This window comes from Mycobacterium pseudokansasii (assembly GCF_900566075.1).
Lineage (GTDB): Bacteria > Actinomycetota > Actinomycetes > Mycobacteriales > Mycobacteriaceae > Mycobacterium > Mycobacterium pseudokansasii.
This window is the reverse complement of record NZ_UPHU01000001.1, coordinates 5657792-5676788: the sequence shown is the minus strand read 5'-3', so window position 1 is coordinate 5676788 and position 18997 is coordinate 5657792. Positions and strand designations below refer to the sequence as shown.

General features: G+C 66.9%; 17 protein-coding genes and 1 pseudogene. 10 read left to right on the top strand and 8 right to left on the bottom strand.

Going from position 1 to position 18997, the window contains the following annotated elements:
- Positions 1-41: 41 nt before the first annotated feature.
- Complete coding sequence (locus tag EET10_RS25630; RefSeq protein ID WP_063466317.1) at positions 42-707, top strand: hypothetical protein; 666 nt, start codon at positions 42-44, stop codon at positions 705-707.
- Between the two features lie 259 nt (positions 708-966).
- Complete coding sequence (locus tag EET10_RS25625; protein ID WP_122502598.1) at positions 967-3573, top strand: PE family protein; 2607 nt, start codon at positions 967-969, stop codon at positions 3571-3573.
- A gap of 260 nt (positions 3574-3833) precedes the next feature.
- Here EET10_RS25625 and EET10_RS25620 read toward each other — a convergent pair whose 3' ends face one another.
- Genes EET10_RS25620 through EET10_RS25610 form a run of 3 tightly spaced genes read right to left on the bottom strand, consistent with a single transcriptional unit; the run spans position 3834 to position 5857 of the window.
- Positions 3834-4289, bottom strand: a complete 456-nt coding sequence (locus EET10_RS25620) for a nitroreductase family deazaflavin-dependent oxidoreductase (RefSeq protein WP_063466592.1) — start codon at positions 4287-4289, stop codon at positions 3834-3836.
- A 21-nt stretch (positions 4290-4310) separates the two neighbouring features.
- A complete protein-coding gene (locus EET10_RS25615; RefSeq protein ID WP_063466589.1) occupies positions 4311-4697 on the bottom strand; it encodes a DUF8021 domain-containing protein in 387 nt (128 codons plus the stop codon).
- The gene (locus EET10_RS25610) at positions 4697-5857 is read right to left on the bottom strand and encodes a steroid 3-ketoacyl-CoA thiolase (protein WP_122502597.1); all 1161 of its coding nucleotides are present in this window, start codon (positions 5855-5857) and stop codon (positions 4697-4699) included. The genes EET10_RS25615 and EET10_RS25610 overlap by 1 nt, the downstream gene beginning before the upstream one ends.
- Before the next feature lie 191 nt (positions 5858-6048).
- Between EET10_RS25610 and EET10_RS25605 the strand changes: the two genes are divergently transcribed.
- The 6 genes and pseudogenes from EET10_RS25605 to EET10_RS25585 all read left to right on the top strand — a co-directional run bounded on the left by EET10_RS25605 (position 6049) and on the right by EET10_RS25585 (position 12113).
- Positions 6049-7350, top strand: a complete 1302-nt coding sequence (locus tag EET10_RS25605) for a cytochrome P450 (RefSeq protein ID WP_063466587.1) — start codon at positions 6049-6051, stop codon at positions 7348-7350.
- Positions 7350-8348 (top strand): annotated as a pseudogene (locus EET10_RS31330) (acyl-CoA dehydrogenase family protein); the annotation flags it as partial. The gene EET10_RS25605 and the pseudogene EET10_RS31330, both read left to right, overlap by 1 nt.
- An 87-nt stretch (positions 8349-8435) precedes the next feature.
- Positions 8436-9599, top strand: a complete 1164-nt coding sequence (gene fadE29, locus EET10_RS31325) for an acyl-CoA dehydrogenase FadE29 (protein WP_063466591.1) — start codon at positions 8436-8438, stop codon at positions 9597-9599.
- Positions 9596-10543 carry a bifunctional MaoC family dehydratase N-terminal/OB-fold nucleic acid binding domain-containing protein gene (locus EET10_RS25595; protein WP_122502596.1) on the top strand — a complete coding sequence of 316 codons (948 nt, stop codon included), beginning with the start codon at positions 9596-9598 and terminating at the stop codon, positions 10541-10543. Before fadE29 ends, EET10_RS25595 begins: the two co-directional genes overlap by 4 nt.
- Positions 10540-10941 (top strand): MaoC family dehydratase, encoded by a 402-nt coding sequence (locus EET10_RS25590; protein WP_063466585.1) that lies wholly within the window; start codon positions 10540-10542, stop codon positions 10939-10941. The genes EET10_RS25595 and EET10_RS25590 overlap by 4 nt, the downstream gene beginning before the upstream one ends.
- Positions 10941-12113 (top strand): lipid-transfer protein, encoded by a 1173-nt coding sequence (locus EET10_RS25585; RefSeq protein WP_063466584.1) that lies wholly within the window; start codon positions 10941-10943, stop codon positions 12111-12113. The genes EET10_RS25590 and EET10_RS25585 overlap by 1 nt, the downstream gene beginning before the upstream one ends.
- Positions 12114-12142: 29 nt before the next feature.
- Here the strand turns inward: EET10_RS25585 and EET10_RS25580 are convergent, their stop codons facing one another.
- From EET10_RS25580 to EET10_RS25570, 3 genes are all read right to left on the bottom strand, one after another.
- Positions 12143-13600, bottom strand: a complete 1458-nt coding sequence (locus EET10_RS25580) for a PE family protein (RefSeq protein WP_122502595.1) — start codon at positions 13598-13600, stop codon at positions 12143-12145.
- Positions 13601-13693: 93 nt separating this feature from the next.
- A complete protein-coding gene (locus EET10_RS25575; protein WP_122502594.1) occupies positions 13694-14125 on the bottom strand; it encodes a type II toxin-antitoxin system VapC family toxin in 432 nt (143 codons plus the stop codon).
- The gene (locus EET10_RS25570) at positions 14122-14379 is read right to left on the bottom strand and encodes a ribbon-helix-helix domain-containing protein (RefSeq protein ID WP_099188552.1); all 258 of its coding nucleotides are present in this window, start codon (positions 14377-14379) and stop codon (positions 14122-14124) included. Before EET10_RS25570 ends, EET10_RS25575 begins: the two co-directional genes overlap by 4 nt.
- 151 nt (positions 14380-14530) lie before the next feature.
- On the opposite strand from EET10_RS25570, the gene EET10_RS25565 reads away from it, so the two are divergent.
- The gene (locus tag EET10_RS25565) at positions 14531-15370 is read left to right on the top strand and encodes a hypothetical protein (RefSeq protein WP_122502593.1); all 840 of its coding nucleotides are present in this window, start codon (positions 14531-14533) and stop codon (positions 15368-15370) included.
- Positions 15371-15470: 100 nt separating this feature from the next.
- Here the strand turns inward: EET10_RS25565 and EET10_RS25560 are convergent, their stop codons facing one another.
- Positions 15471-16334, bottom strand: coding sequence for a MaoC/PaaZ C-terminal domain-containing protein (locus EET10_RS25560; protein WP_063466888.1), 864 nt, complete (start codon positions 16332-16334; stop codon positions 15471-15473).
- Position 16335: 1 nt separating this feature from the next.
- A complete protein-coding gene (gene kstD, locus EET10_RS25555) occupies positions 16336-18018 on the bottom strand; it encodes a 3-oxosteroid 1-dehydrogenase (protein WP_063466898.1) in 1683 nt (560 codons plus the stop codon).
- Between the two features lie 82 nt (positions 18019-18100).
- Between kstD and EET10_RS25550 the strand changes: the two genes are divergently transcribed.
- A complete protein-coding gene (locus EET10_RS25550; RefSeq protein WP_063466887.1) occupies positions 18101-18886 on the top strand; it encodes a 2-keto-4-pentenoate hydratase in 786 nt (261 codons plus the stop codon).
- Positions 18887-18997: the final 111 nt, after the last annotated feature.

Below are 18997 nucleotides of genomic sequence, written 5' to 3'. Positions count from 1 at the left end.
TCCCGGTCGCACGTGCCCGGCCCCACGCTATTTTGCTTCGCATGGATGAACCCGTGGCACGATCGCTCGGCGAGTTGGCTCGGCCCAGCGGCCTCTCGGCCGTCTTTTGCGCCGGCACGTCCCCGCTGGGCCACCGGTGGGAGCTCCGCGGAACCGACAACGTTCTGCTGGCCCGTACCGCCCGAGTGCACAGCGGCGGCAAGGCGGCACAGAACTTCTGGAAGCTCGTGACTTTGACGGGCATGGATGTTGGCAATGACATCCACGTCGAGGTGTGCGGAGCGGGCGGCGCGGTCTTGGCCCGGATCAGCTCGATCAACGAGAAGCCGGCTCCAGTGACGCTCAGTGATCCCGACCGGCGGCAAATCGCCAAGACTGTCCGCAAGAAGGACGATGTGACCGTATTCGGGCCCGACGACAGCGTGCTCGCTCACCTGGTCTGTGACGGCGATGGGCCCTGGCCGGTGCGTGACAGTGCGGCCGTTGTGCTGGGCCAGTTGGTTGGCGGCGAGCCGGGACCGTCGCTCAGGCCGGAGCTTCTCGAGTCGTTGTTGTTCCCCCGGGAAGCGGTCAACTCGGCTGCGTACAAGCAGAGTCAGCATTTGGGGTTGCGCCGGGTGACGCGGTACACGTTCCTGCCGGCGACCGGGGAGACGCCCTCTCCACCCCTGGCGTTGCTTCCGTTGATGGCCGGACTCACCTACTGAGTTATTCGCGGCTGCAGTACCACCATGTTGATCTGCACCTGGATCGCGCTTTTCACGATGCGTCCTTTGGAGGCGGCGACAATCACCCGGTCTGCATCACGCGATAGTCCGCTGGGACCAACAGCCCTACGAGACGCCGGGACATCCTGGCGAAGTCCAGGACGTGCTGCTTTCAACTGCGATACGGTGCGTTTTTGCCGACCATGTCGCGGGTGCTCGGACACCAGCAGGGATGTCATGACCCATCGGGAGGTCTCAGATGTCGAGTTTGATCGCGGTGCCCGAGATCCTGGATTCGGCCGCAACGGATCTGGCCGGTATCGCTACGACGCTCACCGCCGCGGATATGTCCGCAGCGGCCCATACTACGGGGATCTTGGCGGCGGCCGAGGACGAGGTCTCGGCCGCGATTGCGGCATTGTTTTCCGGCCACGCGCAGACTTACCAGGCGGTGAGCGCGCAGGCTGCCGCGTTTCACCAGCAGTTCCTGCAGGCGTTGACCGCGGGCGCGGCGGCCTATGCCGGTGCCGAGGCGGCCAACGCTTCGCCCCTGGCACAACTGCTTGCCGCTGTCAACGTGCCGGTCCAGGCGCTGACCGGGCGTCCGCTGATCGGCAACGGCGCCAACGGTGCCCCGGGCACCGGGGCCAACGGGGCGCCGGGCGGCTGGTTGCTCGGTGACGGCGGCGCCGGCGGCTCCGGTGCGCCCGCGACGGCTTCCACGCCCGGGGGCGCCGGCGGTGCGGGCGGGACCGCCGGATTGCTGGGCTCCGGCGGGACCGGTGGGGCCGGCGGCAGCTCATCGTTTGCCGGTCAGGCCGCGGGGGCCGGCGGCGCCGGCGGGACCGGCGGGTGGTTGTCGGGCAACGGGGGTGTGGGCGGCGCTGGTGGAGCGGCCGTAACGGCGGCGGGGAAGGCCGGTGCGGGCGGGATCGGCGGAATCGGCGGGGCCGGCGGCCTGCTGGGTGCCGGTGGGGCTGGCGGTGCTGGTGGAACCAGCGTTGGTATCAACGGCGGTGACGGCGGGGCCGGTGGGGCCGGTGGGGCCGGCGGGCTGCTTGCCGGACTGGTCGGCGCCGGCGGCGGGGACGGCGGGGGCGGCGGCTTCGGTATGACGGCCGGGGGTGCGGGAGGCCATGGTGGCAACGCGGGCCTGCTCGCCGGACCCGGCGGCGCCGGCGGCGCCGCCGGCGGCAGCCTCAAGGCCGGCACCGGTGCGATCGGCGGGGACGGCGGTAACGCCGGCTTCCTGTTCGGCAGCGGCGGCATCGGTGGGGACGGCGGGTTCAGCGCCGTCGGCGACGGCGGGGCGGGCGGGCGCGGCGGCAATGCCGGCCTGCTGTTTTCCAGCGCCGGATCAGGCGGAGCCGGCGGGTTCAGTGGTGGTGGCATCGGCGGGGCCGGCGGAGCCGGCGGGGTCGGTGGACTGCTGGGTTGCGGTGGCATCGGCGGTGCCGGCGGCTACGGCAGCACCACCGGCGGTGATGGCGGCGACGGCGGCACCGCCGGCCGCCTGATAGGTATCGGCGGCGCGGGTGGGGCCGGTGGCGAAGGCGGCACGACCGGTGGCGACGGCGGAGCCGGCGGCAATGCCGTGCTGGTCGGCAACGGCGGCAACGGCGGCAACGGCGGGACCGGCCCGACCCTCGGCGGCAACGGCGCCGGCGGTCCCGCCGGACTGCTGTTGGGCGCCAACGGGACCAACGGCCCGAATGCCGCCACGCCACTGCCGCCGGTGCGACAGGCTGTGCTCAATGCGATCAATGCGCCTGCCGAGGCGCTGACCGGGCGCCCGCTGATCGGCAACGGCGTCAACGGGGCTCCGGGCACCGGAGTCGCCGGTGCACCGGGCGGGTGGTTGCTCGGCGACGGCGGATCCGGCGGGTCCGGCGCGGCGGACATTGGCCAAGACGGCGGGACCGGCGGGGCCGGCGGGCTGTTGGGCTCTGGAGGCGCCGGTGGGGCCGGCGGAAGCTCCTCGACCGGCAACGGCGGGGCCGGTGGGACCGGTGGAGCCGGCGGATGGTTCTCGGGTAACGCGGGCGTCGGCGGGTCCGGCGGACCCGCAACGGGATTCGGGCCCACCAAGGCCGGCGGGGCCGGCGGGGCCGGCGGTGTCGGGGGGCTGTTGGGCGCTGGCGGGGCCGGTGGTGCCGGTGGATTCAGCCTGGGCGGCATCGGCGGGGCCGGTGGGACGGGCGGTGCCTCCGGATCGCTTGCCGGGTTGGTCGGTGCCGGCGGCGGCAACGGCGGGACCGGCGCGTTCGGCCACGCCACCGGGGGTGCCGGTGGAGCAGGCGGCAACGCCGGTCTGATCGGCGGCCCCGGCGGGGCCGGTGGCGTCGCCGGGGTTGGCGCCGTCAACGGCGGTCACGGTGGGGACGCCGGCAACGCCGGCCTGCTGTTCGGCAGCGGCGGGCTCGGTGGTGCCGGCGGAGTCGGCGTGGGCGGCAAAGGCGGGGCCGCAGGTCATGGCGGCGATGCGGGGCTGCTGTTCTCCAGCGCCGGGCCTGGCGGGGCCGGCGGCTTCGGCGGCTCGACCGGCGGAGCCGGGGGCGGCGGCGGCAACGCCGGCCAACTCGGCTGCGGCGGTATTGGCGGAGCCGGTGGGTTTGGCAGTACCAACGGCGGCACCGGTGGCACCGGTGGCACCGGCGGGCGGCTGGTGGGTGTCGGTGGTGCCGGTGGCGCCGCCGGCGACAGCACGACGACCGGCGGGGACGGCGGTGACGGCGGCAATGCCGGGCTGATCGGGAACGGTGGCAACGGCGGCAACGCCGGAACGGGCCCGACCACGGGATCTGGAGGGACCGGTGGAACGGGAGGAACTCTGTTGGGCGTCAACGGGTTTGACGGTTTGACGTAGCCGGTCGGTTGCAGCCGAAAGGGCCCTAGTCCGGGTTCTCGGTCCACCCGCCGTGACGGCGCCCGCCACTGCGGTTGTCGCGGGTAGCTGGGCAGAACGAATGTCCTTGGCGGAGGGGACTGCTGCGTCGCAAGCGACTACGACGTGCACCAGGAGGCGCACCCGTCACACCTGGCACAGTGGTCGTCGGCACGGCGAGGACTGCCAACGTGCCCACCTCAACGCGACAACCGGCCGATGCGGCCCCCAGCGCCGGGTCGCTACGGCTCGCAGACCACGATCGGAATGGTCCGGTCGGTCCAGGACTGATAGTCCTGGTAGGTCGGGTACATGTCCACCAACTGCCGCCAGTACTTGGCGCGCTCTTCGTCCGTGGCGTCGCGCGCGGTGAGATCGAGAACTTCCTTTTTGATCTGCACCGAAACCTTAGGGTTGGCCTTGAGGTTGAGGTACCACATCGGGTTCCTGTCGGCGCCGCCCTTGGACGCGGCGACAATCACCCGGTCGCCGTCGCGCAGGAAGTACAGCGGACTGACCCGCGGCTGGCCGGTCTTGCGGCCGGTGGTGGTCAGCAGGGCAACCGGGATCTTCTGGAAGGTGCCGCCCAGGCCCTCGCCGCCGTTGCGGCGGTACATCCAGGTATTGAGGCGCGACATCCACTTGATCAGAAAGTCGGTGAACGGCGAATTCAGATATCTCGGCGGCGACTTCGGCATGACGGACATCCTACGGGCGCGCTACCGCTGAATGAATGGGCGAAAACGCACGACGATGTGCGCGATCTCGGCCTTCCCGCTGGCGCTGTCGACGGGAATCACGAATGTCTCGTTGACCCGTGAGGCGATCCGACGGCCGGCGAACGCGGCCTTGGTCAGCACGTCGTACGTCGCGTGCACCTCGTCACCGACGATGCGGTAGTCCGGTGGTGTCGCATCGGCGATCACCCGGTACTGAAGTCCGCGGTTGAGGCTGCGCCGCAGGTGAGCGCCGGAAAACCCGTTCTTGACACCTTGCTCGACCCGGGTGCAGCCGGGCGCGAACGGCACCTTGTCGGCATCATGGCTGACCAGCGCGTCGATGTAGGCCTGCGCCGCGGCGATGCGGTCTTCGTCGGAGACCGTCATCAGATCCGCTCGATGATGGTCCCGGTGGACAGTGCACCGCCGGCGCACATGGTGATCAGCGCGATGCTTTGGTCCGTCCGCTCCAGCTCGTGCAATGCGGTGGTGATCAGCCGGCTGCCGGTGCACCCCACCGGATGGCCCAATGCGATCGCGCCGCCGTTGACGTTGACCCGGTCCATGTCCGGCTCGTGGACCCGCGCCCACGACAGCACCACGGAAGCGAACGCCTCGTTGATCTCGGTGATGTCGATGTCGCCCATCTTCATGCCGGCCTTTTCGAGGACCTTCGCCGTCGACTGCACCGGGCCGTCCAGGTGGTAGTAGGGTTCGGCGCCGACGAGCGCCTGGCTGACGATCCGAGCGCGCGGCTTCAAGCCGAGCGCCTTGGCTTTGTCTTCGTCCATCCACAACACTGCGGCCGCGCCGTCGGAGATCTGCGATGACGTGCCCGCGGTGTGAATGCCGCCTTCCAGCACCGGTTTCAGCTGGCTCAGCCCCTCCATGGTGGTGTCCCGCAGGCCTTGGTCGCGGCCGACCATATGGCGCTCGCTGGTGGGTTGCTTTTGCTCGTCGAGCACCGGCGCCTCGATGGGCGAGATCTCCCGGTCGAAACGGCTCTCGTCCCAGGCGCGCTTGGCGCGTAACTGCGACTCGAACCCGAAGGCATCGATGTCCTCGCGGGTGATGCCCCGTCGCTTGGCGATTCGCTCGGCGGCCTCGAACTGGTTGGGCATGTCGATGTCCCACGACTCCGCTCGCCAGTTGCGGTCCGGCCCCGCGTTGGCCCCCAATCCGACCCGGCTCATCGCCTCGATTCCGCAGGCGATGCCGACGTCGATCGCGCCCGCTGCGATCAGCCCGGCGATCAGGTGATTGGCCTGCTGCCCGCTGCCGCACTGGCAGTCGACTGTGGTGGCGCCGACGTGGTCGGGCAAGCCGACGGTCAACCACGCGGTGCGGCTGATGTTGTTGGATTGCTCCGCGAATTGGGTCACGCAGCCGCCGATGACCTGTTCGACATCTCCCGCTTGAATCCCGGCCTTGCGCACCAGTGCCTTCTGCACCGCTCCCAGCAGCTCGGTGGCGTGCAGACCTGACAGCCATCCATTTCGCTTGCCGATCGGGCTGCGTGTGGCCTCGACGATTACCGGGTTACCCATGGAGCCAGGCTAGAACACGTTTCATTACTATGACAAGCGACGATGCGTCGGTGCCTTTTGTCTGCGGTGGAGGCATGTTTTACTGGCAAGAGAGCATCACTAGGACAACTAGTGACAACTAGTTGTCCAGGGATCGCCTGGCGCAAGCTAGCGCACCTTGGTCAATGAAGACTGCAGTTAGGAGAAGCACCGTGCCCTGCCCCAATCTCCCACCCGGGTTCGATTTCACCGACCCCGACATCTACGCCGAGCGGCTGCCGGTCGCCGAATTTGCCGAATTGCGGGCATCCGCTCCGATCTGGTGGAACGAGCAGGCACCCGGCCACGGCGGCGGCTACCACGACGGCGGCTTCTGGGCGATCACCAAGCTCAAGGACGTCAAGGAGGTATCGCGGCACAGCGACGTGTTCTCCAGCTATGAGAACACCGTGATCCCGCGGTTCCACAACGACATCGCGCGCGAGGACATCGAGGTGCAGCGGTTCGTCATGCTCAACCAGGACGCGCCCCATCACACCCGGTTGCGCAAGATCATCTCCCGCGGGTTCACGCCGCGGGCGATCGGACGCTTGGAAGCCGAACTCAGCGAGCGTGCTCACAAGATTGCCAAAGCGGCAGCGGCCGAGGGTTCCGGCGACTTCGTCGAGCAGGTGTCCTGTGAGCTACCGCTGCAGGCCATCGCGGGTCTGCTGGGTGTGCCGCAGGAGGATCGCGGGAAGCTGTTCCACTGGTCGAACGAGATGACCGGCACCGAAGACTCGGAATTCGCGCATGTCGACCCGAAGGCGTCCTCGGTGGAGCTGATCAGCTATGCGATGAAGATGGCCGAGGATAAGGCCAAGAATCCGGGCGACGACATCGTGACGCAGCTGATTCAGGCCGACATCGACGGTGAAAAGCTCTCCGACGACGAGTTCGGTTTCTTCGTGGTGATGCTCGCGGTCGCCGGTAACGAGACCAGCCGCAATTCCATCACCCAGGGCATGATGGCGTTCGCGGACCACCCCGACCAGTGGGAGCTGTACAAGAACGAGCGTCCGGAGACCGCCGCCGATGAGATCGTGCGCTGGGCCACTCCGGTCACCTGCTTCCAGCGGACCGCGCTGCAGGACTACGAACTATCCGGAGTCCAGATCAAGAAGGGCCAGCGGGTGGTGATGTTCTACCGCTCGGCCAACTTCGACGAAGAGGTCTTCGACGACCCCTACACGTTCAACATCTTGCGAAACCCCAACCCGCACGTGGGCTTCGGCGGCACCGGCGCGCATTACTGCATCGGGGCCAACCTGGCCCGGCTGACCATCAACCTGATGTTCAACGCCATCGCCGACCACATGCCGGACCTGACGCCGATCTCGGCGCCGCAGCGGCTGCGGTCGGGCTGGCTCAACGGCATCAAGCACTGGCAGGTCGACTACGCCGGCACGTGCCCGGTAGCTGCCAGACAGCCCAGTGCGGTGGCGGGCGCCGTCTCGAGTTCCGCGGCGCGGTAATGGACTTCGATCTCACCGCGGAACAGCAGGCGGTGGCCGACGTGGTCACGTCGGTGCTGCAGCGGGATACCTCCTGGGCTGCGCTGGTCGACGGCGGAGTGACGGCGTTGCCGGTGCCGGAACGGCTCGGCGGCGACGGCGTCGGGCTGCTCGAAGTGGGGACCGTGCTGACCGAAGCCGGGCGGCACGGTGCCGTCACACCGGCGCTGGCAACGCTGGGTCTGGGTGTGGTGGCGTTGCTTGATCTGGCCACCAATGAGCAGCAGGACCGGTACCTGGCCGGGGTCGCCAAGGGCGCGGTGTTGACCGCGGCGCTCAACGAGCCGGGCGCCCCGCTGCCCGACCGGCCGTCGACCAGTTTTGTGGGCGGCAGGTTGTCGGGCACCAAGATTGGTGTCGGGTATGCCGGGCAGGCGGACTGGATGGTCGTTACCGCCGACAATGCGGTCGTGGTGGTGTCACCGACAGCCGAGGGGGTGCAGCTGGTGCGCACGCCGACGTCGAACGGTTCCGATGAGTACACGGTGACGTTCAGCGACGTGGCGGTTGCCGAATCCGACGTTCTGGTGGGCTCTTCGGCGCACCGGATCAACCAGCTGGCTTTGGCGATGGTGGGTGCGTATGCCGACGGACTGGTGGCTGGTGCGTTGCGGCTTACTGCCGACTATGTGGCCAACCGGAAGCAGTTCGGCAAGCCACTGTCCACCTTCCAGACCGTGGCCGCGCAGCTCGCCGAGGTCTATATCGCCTCGCGCACCATCGATTTGGCGGCCAAGTCGGTGAACTGGCGGCTGGCTGAAGGTCGTGACGCCGATGACGACCTCGACGTGCTCGGATATTGGTTAACGTCTCAGGCGCCGCCGGTGATGCAGATCTGTCATCACCTGCACGGGGGTATGGGAATGGACATCACTTATCCGATGCACCGGTATTACTCCACGATCAAAGACCTGACCCGGTTGCTGGGTGGGCCGTCGCATCGTCTCGAGCTCGTGGGGATCGCGAGCGCGGCGCAGCCGGGCACGGCGCAGCCGAGCGCGGCGCAGCCGGGGGCGGCGGGTCGCCACGCAGATGGCCCGGGCGCAATGTTCATAGACTTGACTCCGGAGCAGCGGCAGCTGCAAGCCGAGATACGGCAATACTTTTCGACGTTGATCTCGCCCGACGAGGCCAAGGAGATGGAGAAGGACCGCCATGGCGCCGCGTATCGCGCCGTGATCCGGCGGATGGGCCGCGACGGCATGCTCGGCGTCGGGTGGCCAAAGGAGTTCGGCGGTCGTGGATTTGGTCCGATAGAGCAGCAGATCTTCGTCAACGAGGCGCATCGGGCCGACGTGCCGCTGCCCGCGGTGACGTTGCAGACCGTCGGACCCACCCTGCAGGTGTACGGCAGCGAGATGCAGAAGCAGAAGTTCCTGCCGGCGATCCTGGCCGGTGAGGTGCACTTCGCGATCGGCTACACCGAACCCGAAGCCGGCACCGACCTGGCGTCGTTGCGGACAACGGCCGTGCGTCAGGGCGACGAGTATATCGTCGACGGCCAGAAGATCTTCACCACCGGAGCCCATGACGCCGATTACATCTGGCTGGCATGTCGGACCGACCCCGAAGCCGTTAAACACAAAGGGATTTCGATTCTCATCGTCGACACCAAGGACCCCGGCTACTCGTGGACGCCGATCATCCTGTCCGATGGAGCCCACCACACCAACGCCACCTACTACAACGACGTACGGGTGCCCGTCGACATGCTCGTCGGTGAGGAGAACGGCGGCTGGCGGCTGATCACCACCCAGCTCAACAACGAGAGGGTGATGCTGGGCCCGGCCGGCCGCTTCGCCAGCATCTACGACCGGGTGCGTGCTTGGGCGTGCAAGCCGGGCGTCAACGGTGTCGCACCGATCGATCACGACGATGTCAAGCGGGCGCTCGGCGAGATCCACGCGACCTGGCGGATCAACGAGTTACTGAATTGGCAGGTGGCGGCTGCCGGTGAGGACATCAACGTGGCCGATGCCGCGGCGACGAAAGTCTTTGGTACCGAACGTGTTCAGCGCATCGGTCGACTCGCCGAAGAGATCGTCGGCAAATACGGGAACCCGGCCGATCCGGACACGGCCGAGCTGCTCGAGTGGCTGGACTCGCAGACCAAACGCAATCTGGTGATCACCTTCGGCGGTGGCGTCAACGAAGTCATGCGGGAGATGATCGCCGCCTCCGGCCTCAAAGTGCCGAGGGTGCCTCGATGACCGATATCCGGGAAGCCATCACGCAGATCAAGGCGGCCGGCAGCAGTAAGCCGCGCGCCGCCCGGGACCCGGTGAACCAGCCGATGATCAACAACTGGGTGGAGGCCATCGGCGACCGCAACCCCATCTACGTCGATGACGACGCCGCTCGGGCCGTCGGCCATCCGGGGATTGTCGCGCCCCCGGCGATGATTCAGGTCTGGACGATGTACGGGCTTGGCGGGCAACGACCCAAGGACGACCCGCTGGGTCCGGTCATGAAGCTGTTCGACGACGCCGGCTATATCGGCGTGGTGGCCACCAACTGTGAGCAGACCTATCACCGGTACCTACGCCCGGGCGAGCAGGTCACCATCACCGCCGAACTGGGTGACGTTGTCGGGCCCAAGCAGACCGCGCTCGGGGAAGGCTGGTTCGTCAACCAGCACACCGTCTGGCGCGTCGGCGACGAGGACGTCGCCGAGATGGATTGGCGTATCTTGAAATTCAGGCCAGCTGCGTCGGTTGGCGTCGCGGTCCCCGAAGATCTGGATCCCGATGCGATGATGCGGCCGTCGTTGTCGCGCGACACTGCGTTCTTCTGGGAAGGCGTTGCGGCTCACGAGTTGCGCATCCAACGGCGGCCCGACGGCAGCCTGCAGCATCCGCCGGTTCCGGCGGTGTGGCAGGAGCCTTCCGCGTCGATCGACTACGCAGTGTCCAGCGGTCGTGGCACGGTGTTCAGCTTCGTGGTGCACCACGCACCCAAGGTGCCCGGCCGCACAGTGCCTTTCGTGATCGCGCTGGTTGAGCTCGAGGGAGGCGTGCGCATGCTGGGTGAGCTGCGCAACGTCGACCCGTCACGAGTGGAGATCGGAATGCCGGTTCGCGCGACGTATATCGATTTCCCAGCTGGTGACTCCGGCCCGGAGTGGACCCTGTACGCCTGGGAGCCGGACGCATGAGCGCGCCGGTTGTGGCTGTGGGCACGCAGCTGCCCGAGCTGAAACTGTATGGCGATCCCACGTTCATCATCTCGACAGCGTTGGCCACCCGGGACTTTCAGGATGTACACCATGACCGCGACAAAGCACAGGCCAAAGGGTCGAAGGACATCTTCGTCAACATCCTCACCGATACCGGGCTGGTGCAGCGTTACGTCACCGACTGGGCGGGGCCGTCGGCGCTGATCAAGTCGATCGGGTTGCGGCTCGGGGTGCCGTGGTACGCCGACGACACGGTGACGTTCGCCGGTGAGGTGACTGCTGTCGACGACGGCGTGGTCACGGTGAAGGTGTTGGGCCGCAACAGCCTTGGCGATCATGTGATCGCTACGGTGAAGCTGACGATGGGGGATGCGTAGTGTTGTCCGGTAAAGCCGCCGTCGTCGGCATCGGCGCCACCGACTTCTCGAAGGACTCCGGCCGAAGTGAGCTGCGGTTGGCGGCCGAGGCGGTGCTGGATGCGCTGGACGACGCCGGTTTGAGCCCTGCCGACGTCGACGGACTGACCACGTTCACGATGGACACGAATACCGAGATCGCGGTTGCACGCGCGGTGGGTATCGGTGAGCTGAAGTTCTTTTCCAAGATCCACTACGGCGGCGGCGCCGCCTGCGCGACCATCCAGCACGCGGCGATGGCCGTCGCGACCGGCGTGGCCGATGTGGTGGTGGCGTACCGGGCATTCAACGAGCGGTCCGGCATGCGGTTCGGCCAGGTGCAGACTCGGCTGGTGGGAACTGCGGGGGCGCAGGCTGATTCGACGGCAGCGGACAATTCATTCTCGTATCCGCACGGGCTTTCGACACCGGCGGCCCAGGTCGCCATGATCGCCAGGCGCTACATGCACCTGTCCGGTGCGACCAGCCGGGACTTCGGCGTGATCTCGGTGGCCGACCGCAAGCATGCTGCCAACAATCCGAAAGCCTACTTCTACCAGAAGCCGATAACCATTGAGGACCACCAGAATTCGCGGTGGATCGCCGAGCCGTTGCGGTTGCTGGACTGTTGCCAGGAGACCGATGGCGCGGTCGCGATCGTGGTGACCTCGGCTGAGCGGGCGCGGGATCTCAAGCAGCGCCCTGCGGTCATCGAGGCGGCCTCACAGGGCTCCAGCCCTGACCAGTACACGATGGTCAGCTACTACCGGCCCGAACTCGACGGCCTGCCGGAGATGGGCTTGGTGGGCCGGCAGCTGTGGGCGCAATCCGGCTTGAAGCCCACCGACATCCAGACCGCGGTGCTGTACGACCATTTCACCCCGTTCACCCTGATTCAGTTGGAGGAGTTGGGGTTCTGCGGCCGCGGCGAAGCCAAAGACTTCATCGCCGACGGCGCCATCGAGGTGGGTGGGCAGCTGCCGATCAACACCCACGGTGGCCAGCTCGGCGAGGCCTACATCCACGGAATGAACGGCATCGCCGAAGGAGTGCGGCAGCTGCGCGGCACGTCGGTGAACCCGGTGCCCGACGTCGAGCATGTCCTGGTTACCGCGGGGACGGGTGTGCCGACGTCCGGTCTGATTCTCGGTTAATGGCCTAAAAAGACCTGCGCTGCAGTCGATTAGGCCGGCAGGACGATGCCGGCGGCCTGGCCCAGGATGATCGCCTGGCCGCCGGGAGCCACATAGCCGCCCGTGGGCCCGTAGATCCCGTACATCGGGCTGGTCGGGGTCGCCCCGGCATAGATGTCGTTGATCCAGCCCGACGACAGGGTGTACACCGCCGCGGTGGCGCCGGGCGGGGAGAACCCGGTCAGCAGCTGGGCGGCGGAGTCGATGATCGGGTTTCCGCCCAGCATTGAGTCGACATGCGAACCGTTGACAATCTCGACCCCGACGAACTGGTTCGGGTACAGGCTGACCAGTTGATTGGTGGTGCCACCGAAGGCGTTCCACGGCTGTGGCGGCGCGGCCACCACATAGACCGGGACGCTCGCCGACTGCAGGTTGGCTACCGCAGCCCCAAAAGCCGTGGCGTTGTTGGCGACCCCGTCGAACATCACCACACCCTTCAGGTGGTTGGTGGCCGTCCCGAGGTTCGCGAGGTAATCGCCCGCGGCGATCGTGGCGAGCCCGCCGCCGGCAGAGTGTCCGGACAGGATGAAATCCTGCGGTAGCGTGCCCAGGTAACCGGCTTGGTTAGCACTGATGTTCAGCGCTGTCTGGCTGCCGAGGAACAACGAGGCCACGCCTTGCTGCATCTGCGGGCTGCCGATCCATAGGCCGAACGGCAACGGAATTGACGGCACGGTGGGAACGACCACGACGCTGTTGGTCTGCTGCGCCAACTGGACGGCCAGCGGCTCGTAGAACCAGCCTATTGCCCCGAAGCCGTGCTGCAGATAGATGGTGCCGGTGGCGTTGACCGAACCGTCCGCCTGGGTCGGGAAGTACCAGTGTGCCGGGGCGGGGTAGTTGAACTGAGGAATCGTAATGCCCAGGAAGGGGGACGGGCCGATCGGAATTTGCAGGAACGAGAACCCTGACTTGACCCCGGTCACCCCGTTCGTGGCCGGGGCGGCGAGGGCTTGGGTGGCGGCGTAGTTCACCGCACCGGACAGGCTTTCGTTGGTGCCCGTGCCGAGCAGCGTGCTGGGCTGGGTTGCGCCGACGGCCCCGCTGGTATTGCTGGTCCCGGCGCTGTTACCGAACAGCGGACGTCCGATCAGCCGCTCAACGGGTGCGAAAATCCCCAGCCTCTCGGCCGTTTGCAGCAGTGCGCGCAGCGGCGACACATTCGCGGCCTCGGCGGCCGCATACGCGGCCCCGGCCGCAGCCAACGCACGCACAAAGTCGGTGTGAAATCGCGACGTTTGGACGGCCAGCTGCTGAAACTCTTGGGCGTAGCTGCCCAAAAGACTCGCGATCGCCGCGGACACCTCGTCGCCGGCCGCCGCGACAGTTCCCGTCGTCCAGGGCGCGGCCGCAGCGGCGGCCCCCTTGATCGCCTCACCGATCCCGGCCAAGTCCCCCGACGCTACGGCGACAGTCTCGGGTACTGCGATCACATACGACGGCATCGGCCGCTCCAATCCGCGTTGGCCCGACAACGTCAGGACAGCTAGGAGATGGTACCCAGGTTCTCCAAAGCCGATGGTCAGTTTGGCGCGGGCCTAGGTTTGTATCGGATCGGTCCACCGCACACCGGAGAAGCGACTGAAGTCGACATCGGTGGAACACAGTTCGGCGCCGTGCTCGATAGCCAAAGCGGCCAGATGCGCGTCGCTGGTCAGATTTCCCGCCGTGCCAAGCGGAGTAAGCAAACCGCGAAGGACGACTGTGTGGCGATCCGTGGGATGTACGACCGTGACACAGGGTTGGGCCAACCATCCATCAACGACGTCGAAGGACTCGTCGACGGCCAAGGGCCGCTCAAATATCGCTGCGCGCGTGGATAACCGGACGAAACCGACCAGGACGTGCCAGGCGAAAGCGACGGTGGCCGAATCCGACAACGTGTCATCCAGCCACTCGCGTGCCGCCTCGTGACGAGCCGACGACTGGTCGATCGCATAGATGAGGATGTTGAGGTCGAGCAGTTTCATTTGCGAAGCGCAAGCTTACGCAAGATCTCCGCGTCCTCGTCCCCCGCGGCCAACGCCAACGCTTTGTCGATGTCGACTCCCGCCCGCAGTCCAAGGTCGCGACTCGGCGTGCGATAGCGCCGACGGGTGGGTTCACCACTCAATCCCCGCCGCACCGCGTCGTTCAGCACTGCCTTGAACGACAAGCCCCGCTCACGGGCCACACGCTGTAGCGCAGCGACGACATCAGGATCCAGCGTCACGGTGGTACGCATCATGCAATCATAGCATCAAAACTGATGCTGTCATGATGACCCACTGCCCGGGCGGTTTGCGGTGTGACGCTGCCGTCACTTTCGGGTCCGAATGTGACTGCAGCGTCACGCTGGCGGCGGTGTCGGTGGTTGTTGGCACACTGCTCGTTTCATGGGTGAACCCTTTGTCGGCAGTGAGGCAGTGGCGGCGGGCATCGCGTCAGCTAGCCAGTTGCGGCGTCGCTATACAAGGGTGTTTCGCGATGTTTACGTCAGCGAAGGAACCGGGCTTACGCAGGCGGTACGGGCACGTGCGGCCTGGCTCTGGTCGAGACGCCGTGGGGTCATCGCGGGTTTCACCGCCGCGGCTTTGCATGGCAGTAGCTGGGTGGACGAGGACCGGCCGGTGGACATGATTCATGACAACCGTCACCGGCTGCCGGGCTTGCAGATCTGGGGCGACCGGCTGGACGACGACGAGATCCAACCGATCGACGGCATTCCGGTTACGACGCCTGCTCGTACTGCCCTGGACCTCGGGTGCTGGCACCCAACGACAACAGCGGTCGGCGCTCTCGATGCCCTTGCCCGCGCGACCGAGTTCAAGCTGGCCGATGTGGAGTTGCTCGCAGCTCGCCACCGTGCGCGTCGTGGACTGGAGCGTGCTCGTTTCTCGCTGGATCTGATCGACGCGGGCGCGCAATCTCCTAAGGAAACGTGGCTGCGGTTGGTATTGGTGCAGGGAGGGTTACCGCGGCCACAAACGCAAATTCCGGTGCTCAATGAGTTCGGCGATGTTATTGCCTACCTCGATATGGGTTGGGAGGACATCAAAGTCGCGGTCGAGTACGACGGCGAGCAACATCGCACTGATAGGCGACAGTACACCTGGGATGTTCGACGGCTGGAATTGGTCGAACGTCGCGGCTGGACCGTGGTCAGGGTGGTCGCGGGTGACCGGCCCGCCGAGATTCTTCGCCGCGTTCGCGCTGCCCGTGCGCGTCGAACGTGACGCTGCAGTCACACACGGCCTCGAACGTGACGCTGCAGTCACGCCCGGCCTCGAATGTGACGCTGCAGTCACGCCCGGGCGAAAGGGTGAAGAAGTGAGATCAGCGTCGCGGCACCAGCTCGATACCGCTGAGCACAACGGCGTTGTCGCGCGACGGCGCGACAACGCCGCCAACGATGCGGCCCTGCTCTTTCCACATGTTGACCTGCAGCGTCTCGCCGGGGTACGCGACGCCCGCGAAGCGGGCGCCGTAGGCGGCCACTGCCGTGGCGTCCGCGTCGAGCAGTGCATCGGTGATGGCCTTGCAGGCCATGCCGTAGGTGCACAGCCCGTGCAGGATCGGCGCAGGAAAGCCCGCGGCAGCGGCGAACTCGGGGTCGGAGTGCAGTGGATTGCGGTCTCCGCACAGCCGGTAGAGCAGCGCCTGCTGCGGCAGCACCGGGATCGCGACCTGTAGATCGGGTGCCCGCTCCGGCGGGGTGTCCGAGGTTGACGGGCCGCGGTCGCCGCCGAATCCGCCCTCGCCGCGGGCGTATATCGACCGTTTCTGCGTCCACAGCAGTTCGCCGTCGGGTGTGGTCACCCTCGTCTCGCTCCAGATCACCGCGGCCTTGCCCTTGTCCCAGATATCGGTGAACCGGGTGACGGCCCGGGCGGAGCCCGACGGCGGCAGCGGCCCAGGCACTTCGACCCGTTCGCTGGCATGCAGTACCTTGCTCAGTTCGATATCGATGCCGGGAAACCGGACGGTGGGCGGTTTGGTGGCGTGGAAGGTGGCGGCCACCGTGGCGAACGTCGGCAGCACCTGCGGGGTGTCGTCGACCAGGTAACGCAGTTCGCGCGGGTCCATCGGGTCCGATCCGGCACCCAGCGCCAGTTGGTAGAGCTGAACGTCGCTACTGGCCCAAGTGAATTCGACCGGATCCAGTTCGGTATTCAGTGCGAGTTCGACGTCGATCGGCATGTTAGCGCTCTCCCGCGATATGCAGGGCGGCCAGGTAGCCGAAGGTCATCGCCGGCCCGATGGTACCGCCCGGGCCGGGGTAGGTGTGCCCCATCACCGGCGCGCTGACATTGCCTGCGGCATATAGACCATCGATGATGCTGCCGTCGTCGCGGAGCGCCCGGCCGTGGACGTCGGTGCGGATACCGCCCTTGGTGCCCAGGTCTCCGGGAACCATCTTGGCGGCGTAGTAGGGCGCGTGCCGGATCTCGCCCAAGTTTGGATTCGGCTTGTTGGTCGGGTCACCGTAGTAGCGGTCGTAGGCGCTTTCCCCGCGGTGGTAGTCCGTGTCGACGCCGGACCGGGCAAAGCCGTTGAACCGCTGTACCGTGGCAATGAATTGGTCAACCGGGAAGCCGGCCCTGGTGGCCAGCTCTTCCAGCGTGTCGGCCTGGATGATCACGCCGGAATCCAGCCACTTACGCGGAATACGTTGGCCCGGTTGCAGTCCGGCAAAGATGTAGCGGTCCCGGTACTGCTGATCGAACACGAGCCAGGCGGGAATGTTCTCGCCCGGTCCGGAACCCTGTCCGTACTTGCCGCCGTACATGTGGTGGCAGGCCTCGACGTAGGGCATCGATTCGTTCATGAAGCGGTTGCCGGACATGTTGACGATGATGGAGCCCGGCGAGTTGCGCTCCGATAACGCGAACCATGGCTTACCCACCAGCGGCACCGTCGGTCCCCACCACGCGTCGTCCATCAGATCCAAGGCGGCACCGAGCTTTTCGCCGGCAACGATACCGTCACCGGTGTTGGCCTTGGCGCCGACGGTCCAGTCCGTGCTGATGGGCGCGCGCTGATATTTCACCCGCATCTGCTCGTTGTGCTCGAAACCGCCGCAAGCCAGGATCACTCCGCGGCGGGCCCGGATCAGCCGCGGCTCAGCTGATTCGGAGGCGTCGGCGTCGCGGACATAGATGCCGCGGACCACGCCGTCCTCGACGTAGAGGTCGGTGAGCGCGGTGTTGAGCAGTACCGGAACCGCGGCCTGCCGCAGCCCGATCCGCAGCGGGCCTATCAGTGCCCGGCCCATGCCGACCAGGTTTTTGCCGGTGGCCTTGGCCCACATGGTGCGGGCGCCGACCTTCAAGCTGCGCACCACACCGCGCGGGTGGCGCTTCAGCTGGTTAAGGCGCACGTAATCCTGTTGCATAACAACCACATTGAGCGGCACCTTGCCGTAAGGAGGTTCGAGCGCGGCTTCGTCGGGGCCGAGCCTGCGGGCATTGAAAGGCTTCGGCTCGATCGAGCGGCCGTCCGGGCGGCCACCGGGCGCCTCGGGGTAATAGTCGGAATAGCCCGGCACCCAGCACATCTTCAGCGGTGTGTGCGTCAGCACGAACGACAGCATCTCGGGCCCGTGCTCGAGGTAGGCGTCGATGCGCTCCGGCTCAACGACATCGCCGATGATGCCGTGCAGATAGGTGCTGGCCGCTTCGGGGGTATCGCGAACGCGGGCGCGCCTGAGCACCTCGTTGTTGGGAATCCAGACGCCCCCACCCGAGCGCGCGGTCGACCCGCCGTAGTGCGCAGCCTTCTCGATGACTACTGTCGAGAGTCCGCGGTGCGCGGCGGTCAGCGCTGCCACCATGCCGGCGCCACCGCTCCCGACCACGACGACGTCGTAGTCCTGTGCTGTCATGTAGAACACGTTATAGAATTGCCCGGGTCGGGCGCTACTGGCCCGGTCACCACGAGGTCGGCAAGACGAGGGGACTTCGGTAATGCTCACTGTTGCGACCCGCGACGAGCTGGCCGCCGACTTGGCGCAAGCTGAGCGCAGCCGTGAGCCGATCGCTCCGCTGACCGCCGCCCACCCCGACATGGACGTGGTCGACGCCTACGAGATCCAGCTGATCAACATTCGCCAGCGGGTCGCCGAGGGCGCCCGGGTGCTGGGCCACAAAGTGGGGCTGTCGAGCAAAGCCATGCAGCAGATGATGGGTGTCGATGAGCCCGACTACGGGCATCTGCTGGACGAGATGCAGGTGTTCGAGGACACGCCGGTCAAGGCAGCCAGGTATCTGTATCCGCGGGTCGAGGTCGAGGTGGGTTTCATCTTGTCGGCGGACCTGCCGGGCGCGGACTGCACCGAGGACGACGTGCTGGCGGCGACCGAGGCCCTGGTGCCGGCGATCGAGTTGATCGACACCAGGATCACCGACTGGAAGATCGCGCTGTGCGACACGATTGCCGACAACGCGTCGTCGGCGGGCTTCGTGCTGGGCGCGGCGCGGGTGTCGCCCGCCGATATCGACGTCAAGGCCGTCGAAGCGACGCTGATCCGCAACGGTGAGGTGGTCGCTGCGGGCCGAAGCGATGCGGTGCTGGGCAATCCGGTCACCGCCGTGGCCTGGTTGGCTCGCAAGGTGGACAGTTTCGGGGTCCGGTTGCGGCAAGGCGACATCGTGTTGCCCGGATCGTGCACGCGCGCCATCGACGCCCAGGCCGGCGACGAATTCGTCGCCGAGTTCGCCGGGCTGGGCTCGGTCCGGTTGTCGTTCGAATAGAGGAGCGATCGCAAGCGCGGCGAAGCCGGGCGCAGCGGGTCGCGAGCATAGGGATAGGAGCGATCGCAAGCGCGGCGAAGCCGGGCGCAGCGGGTCGCGAACAAAGGGATA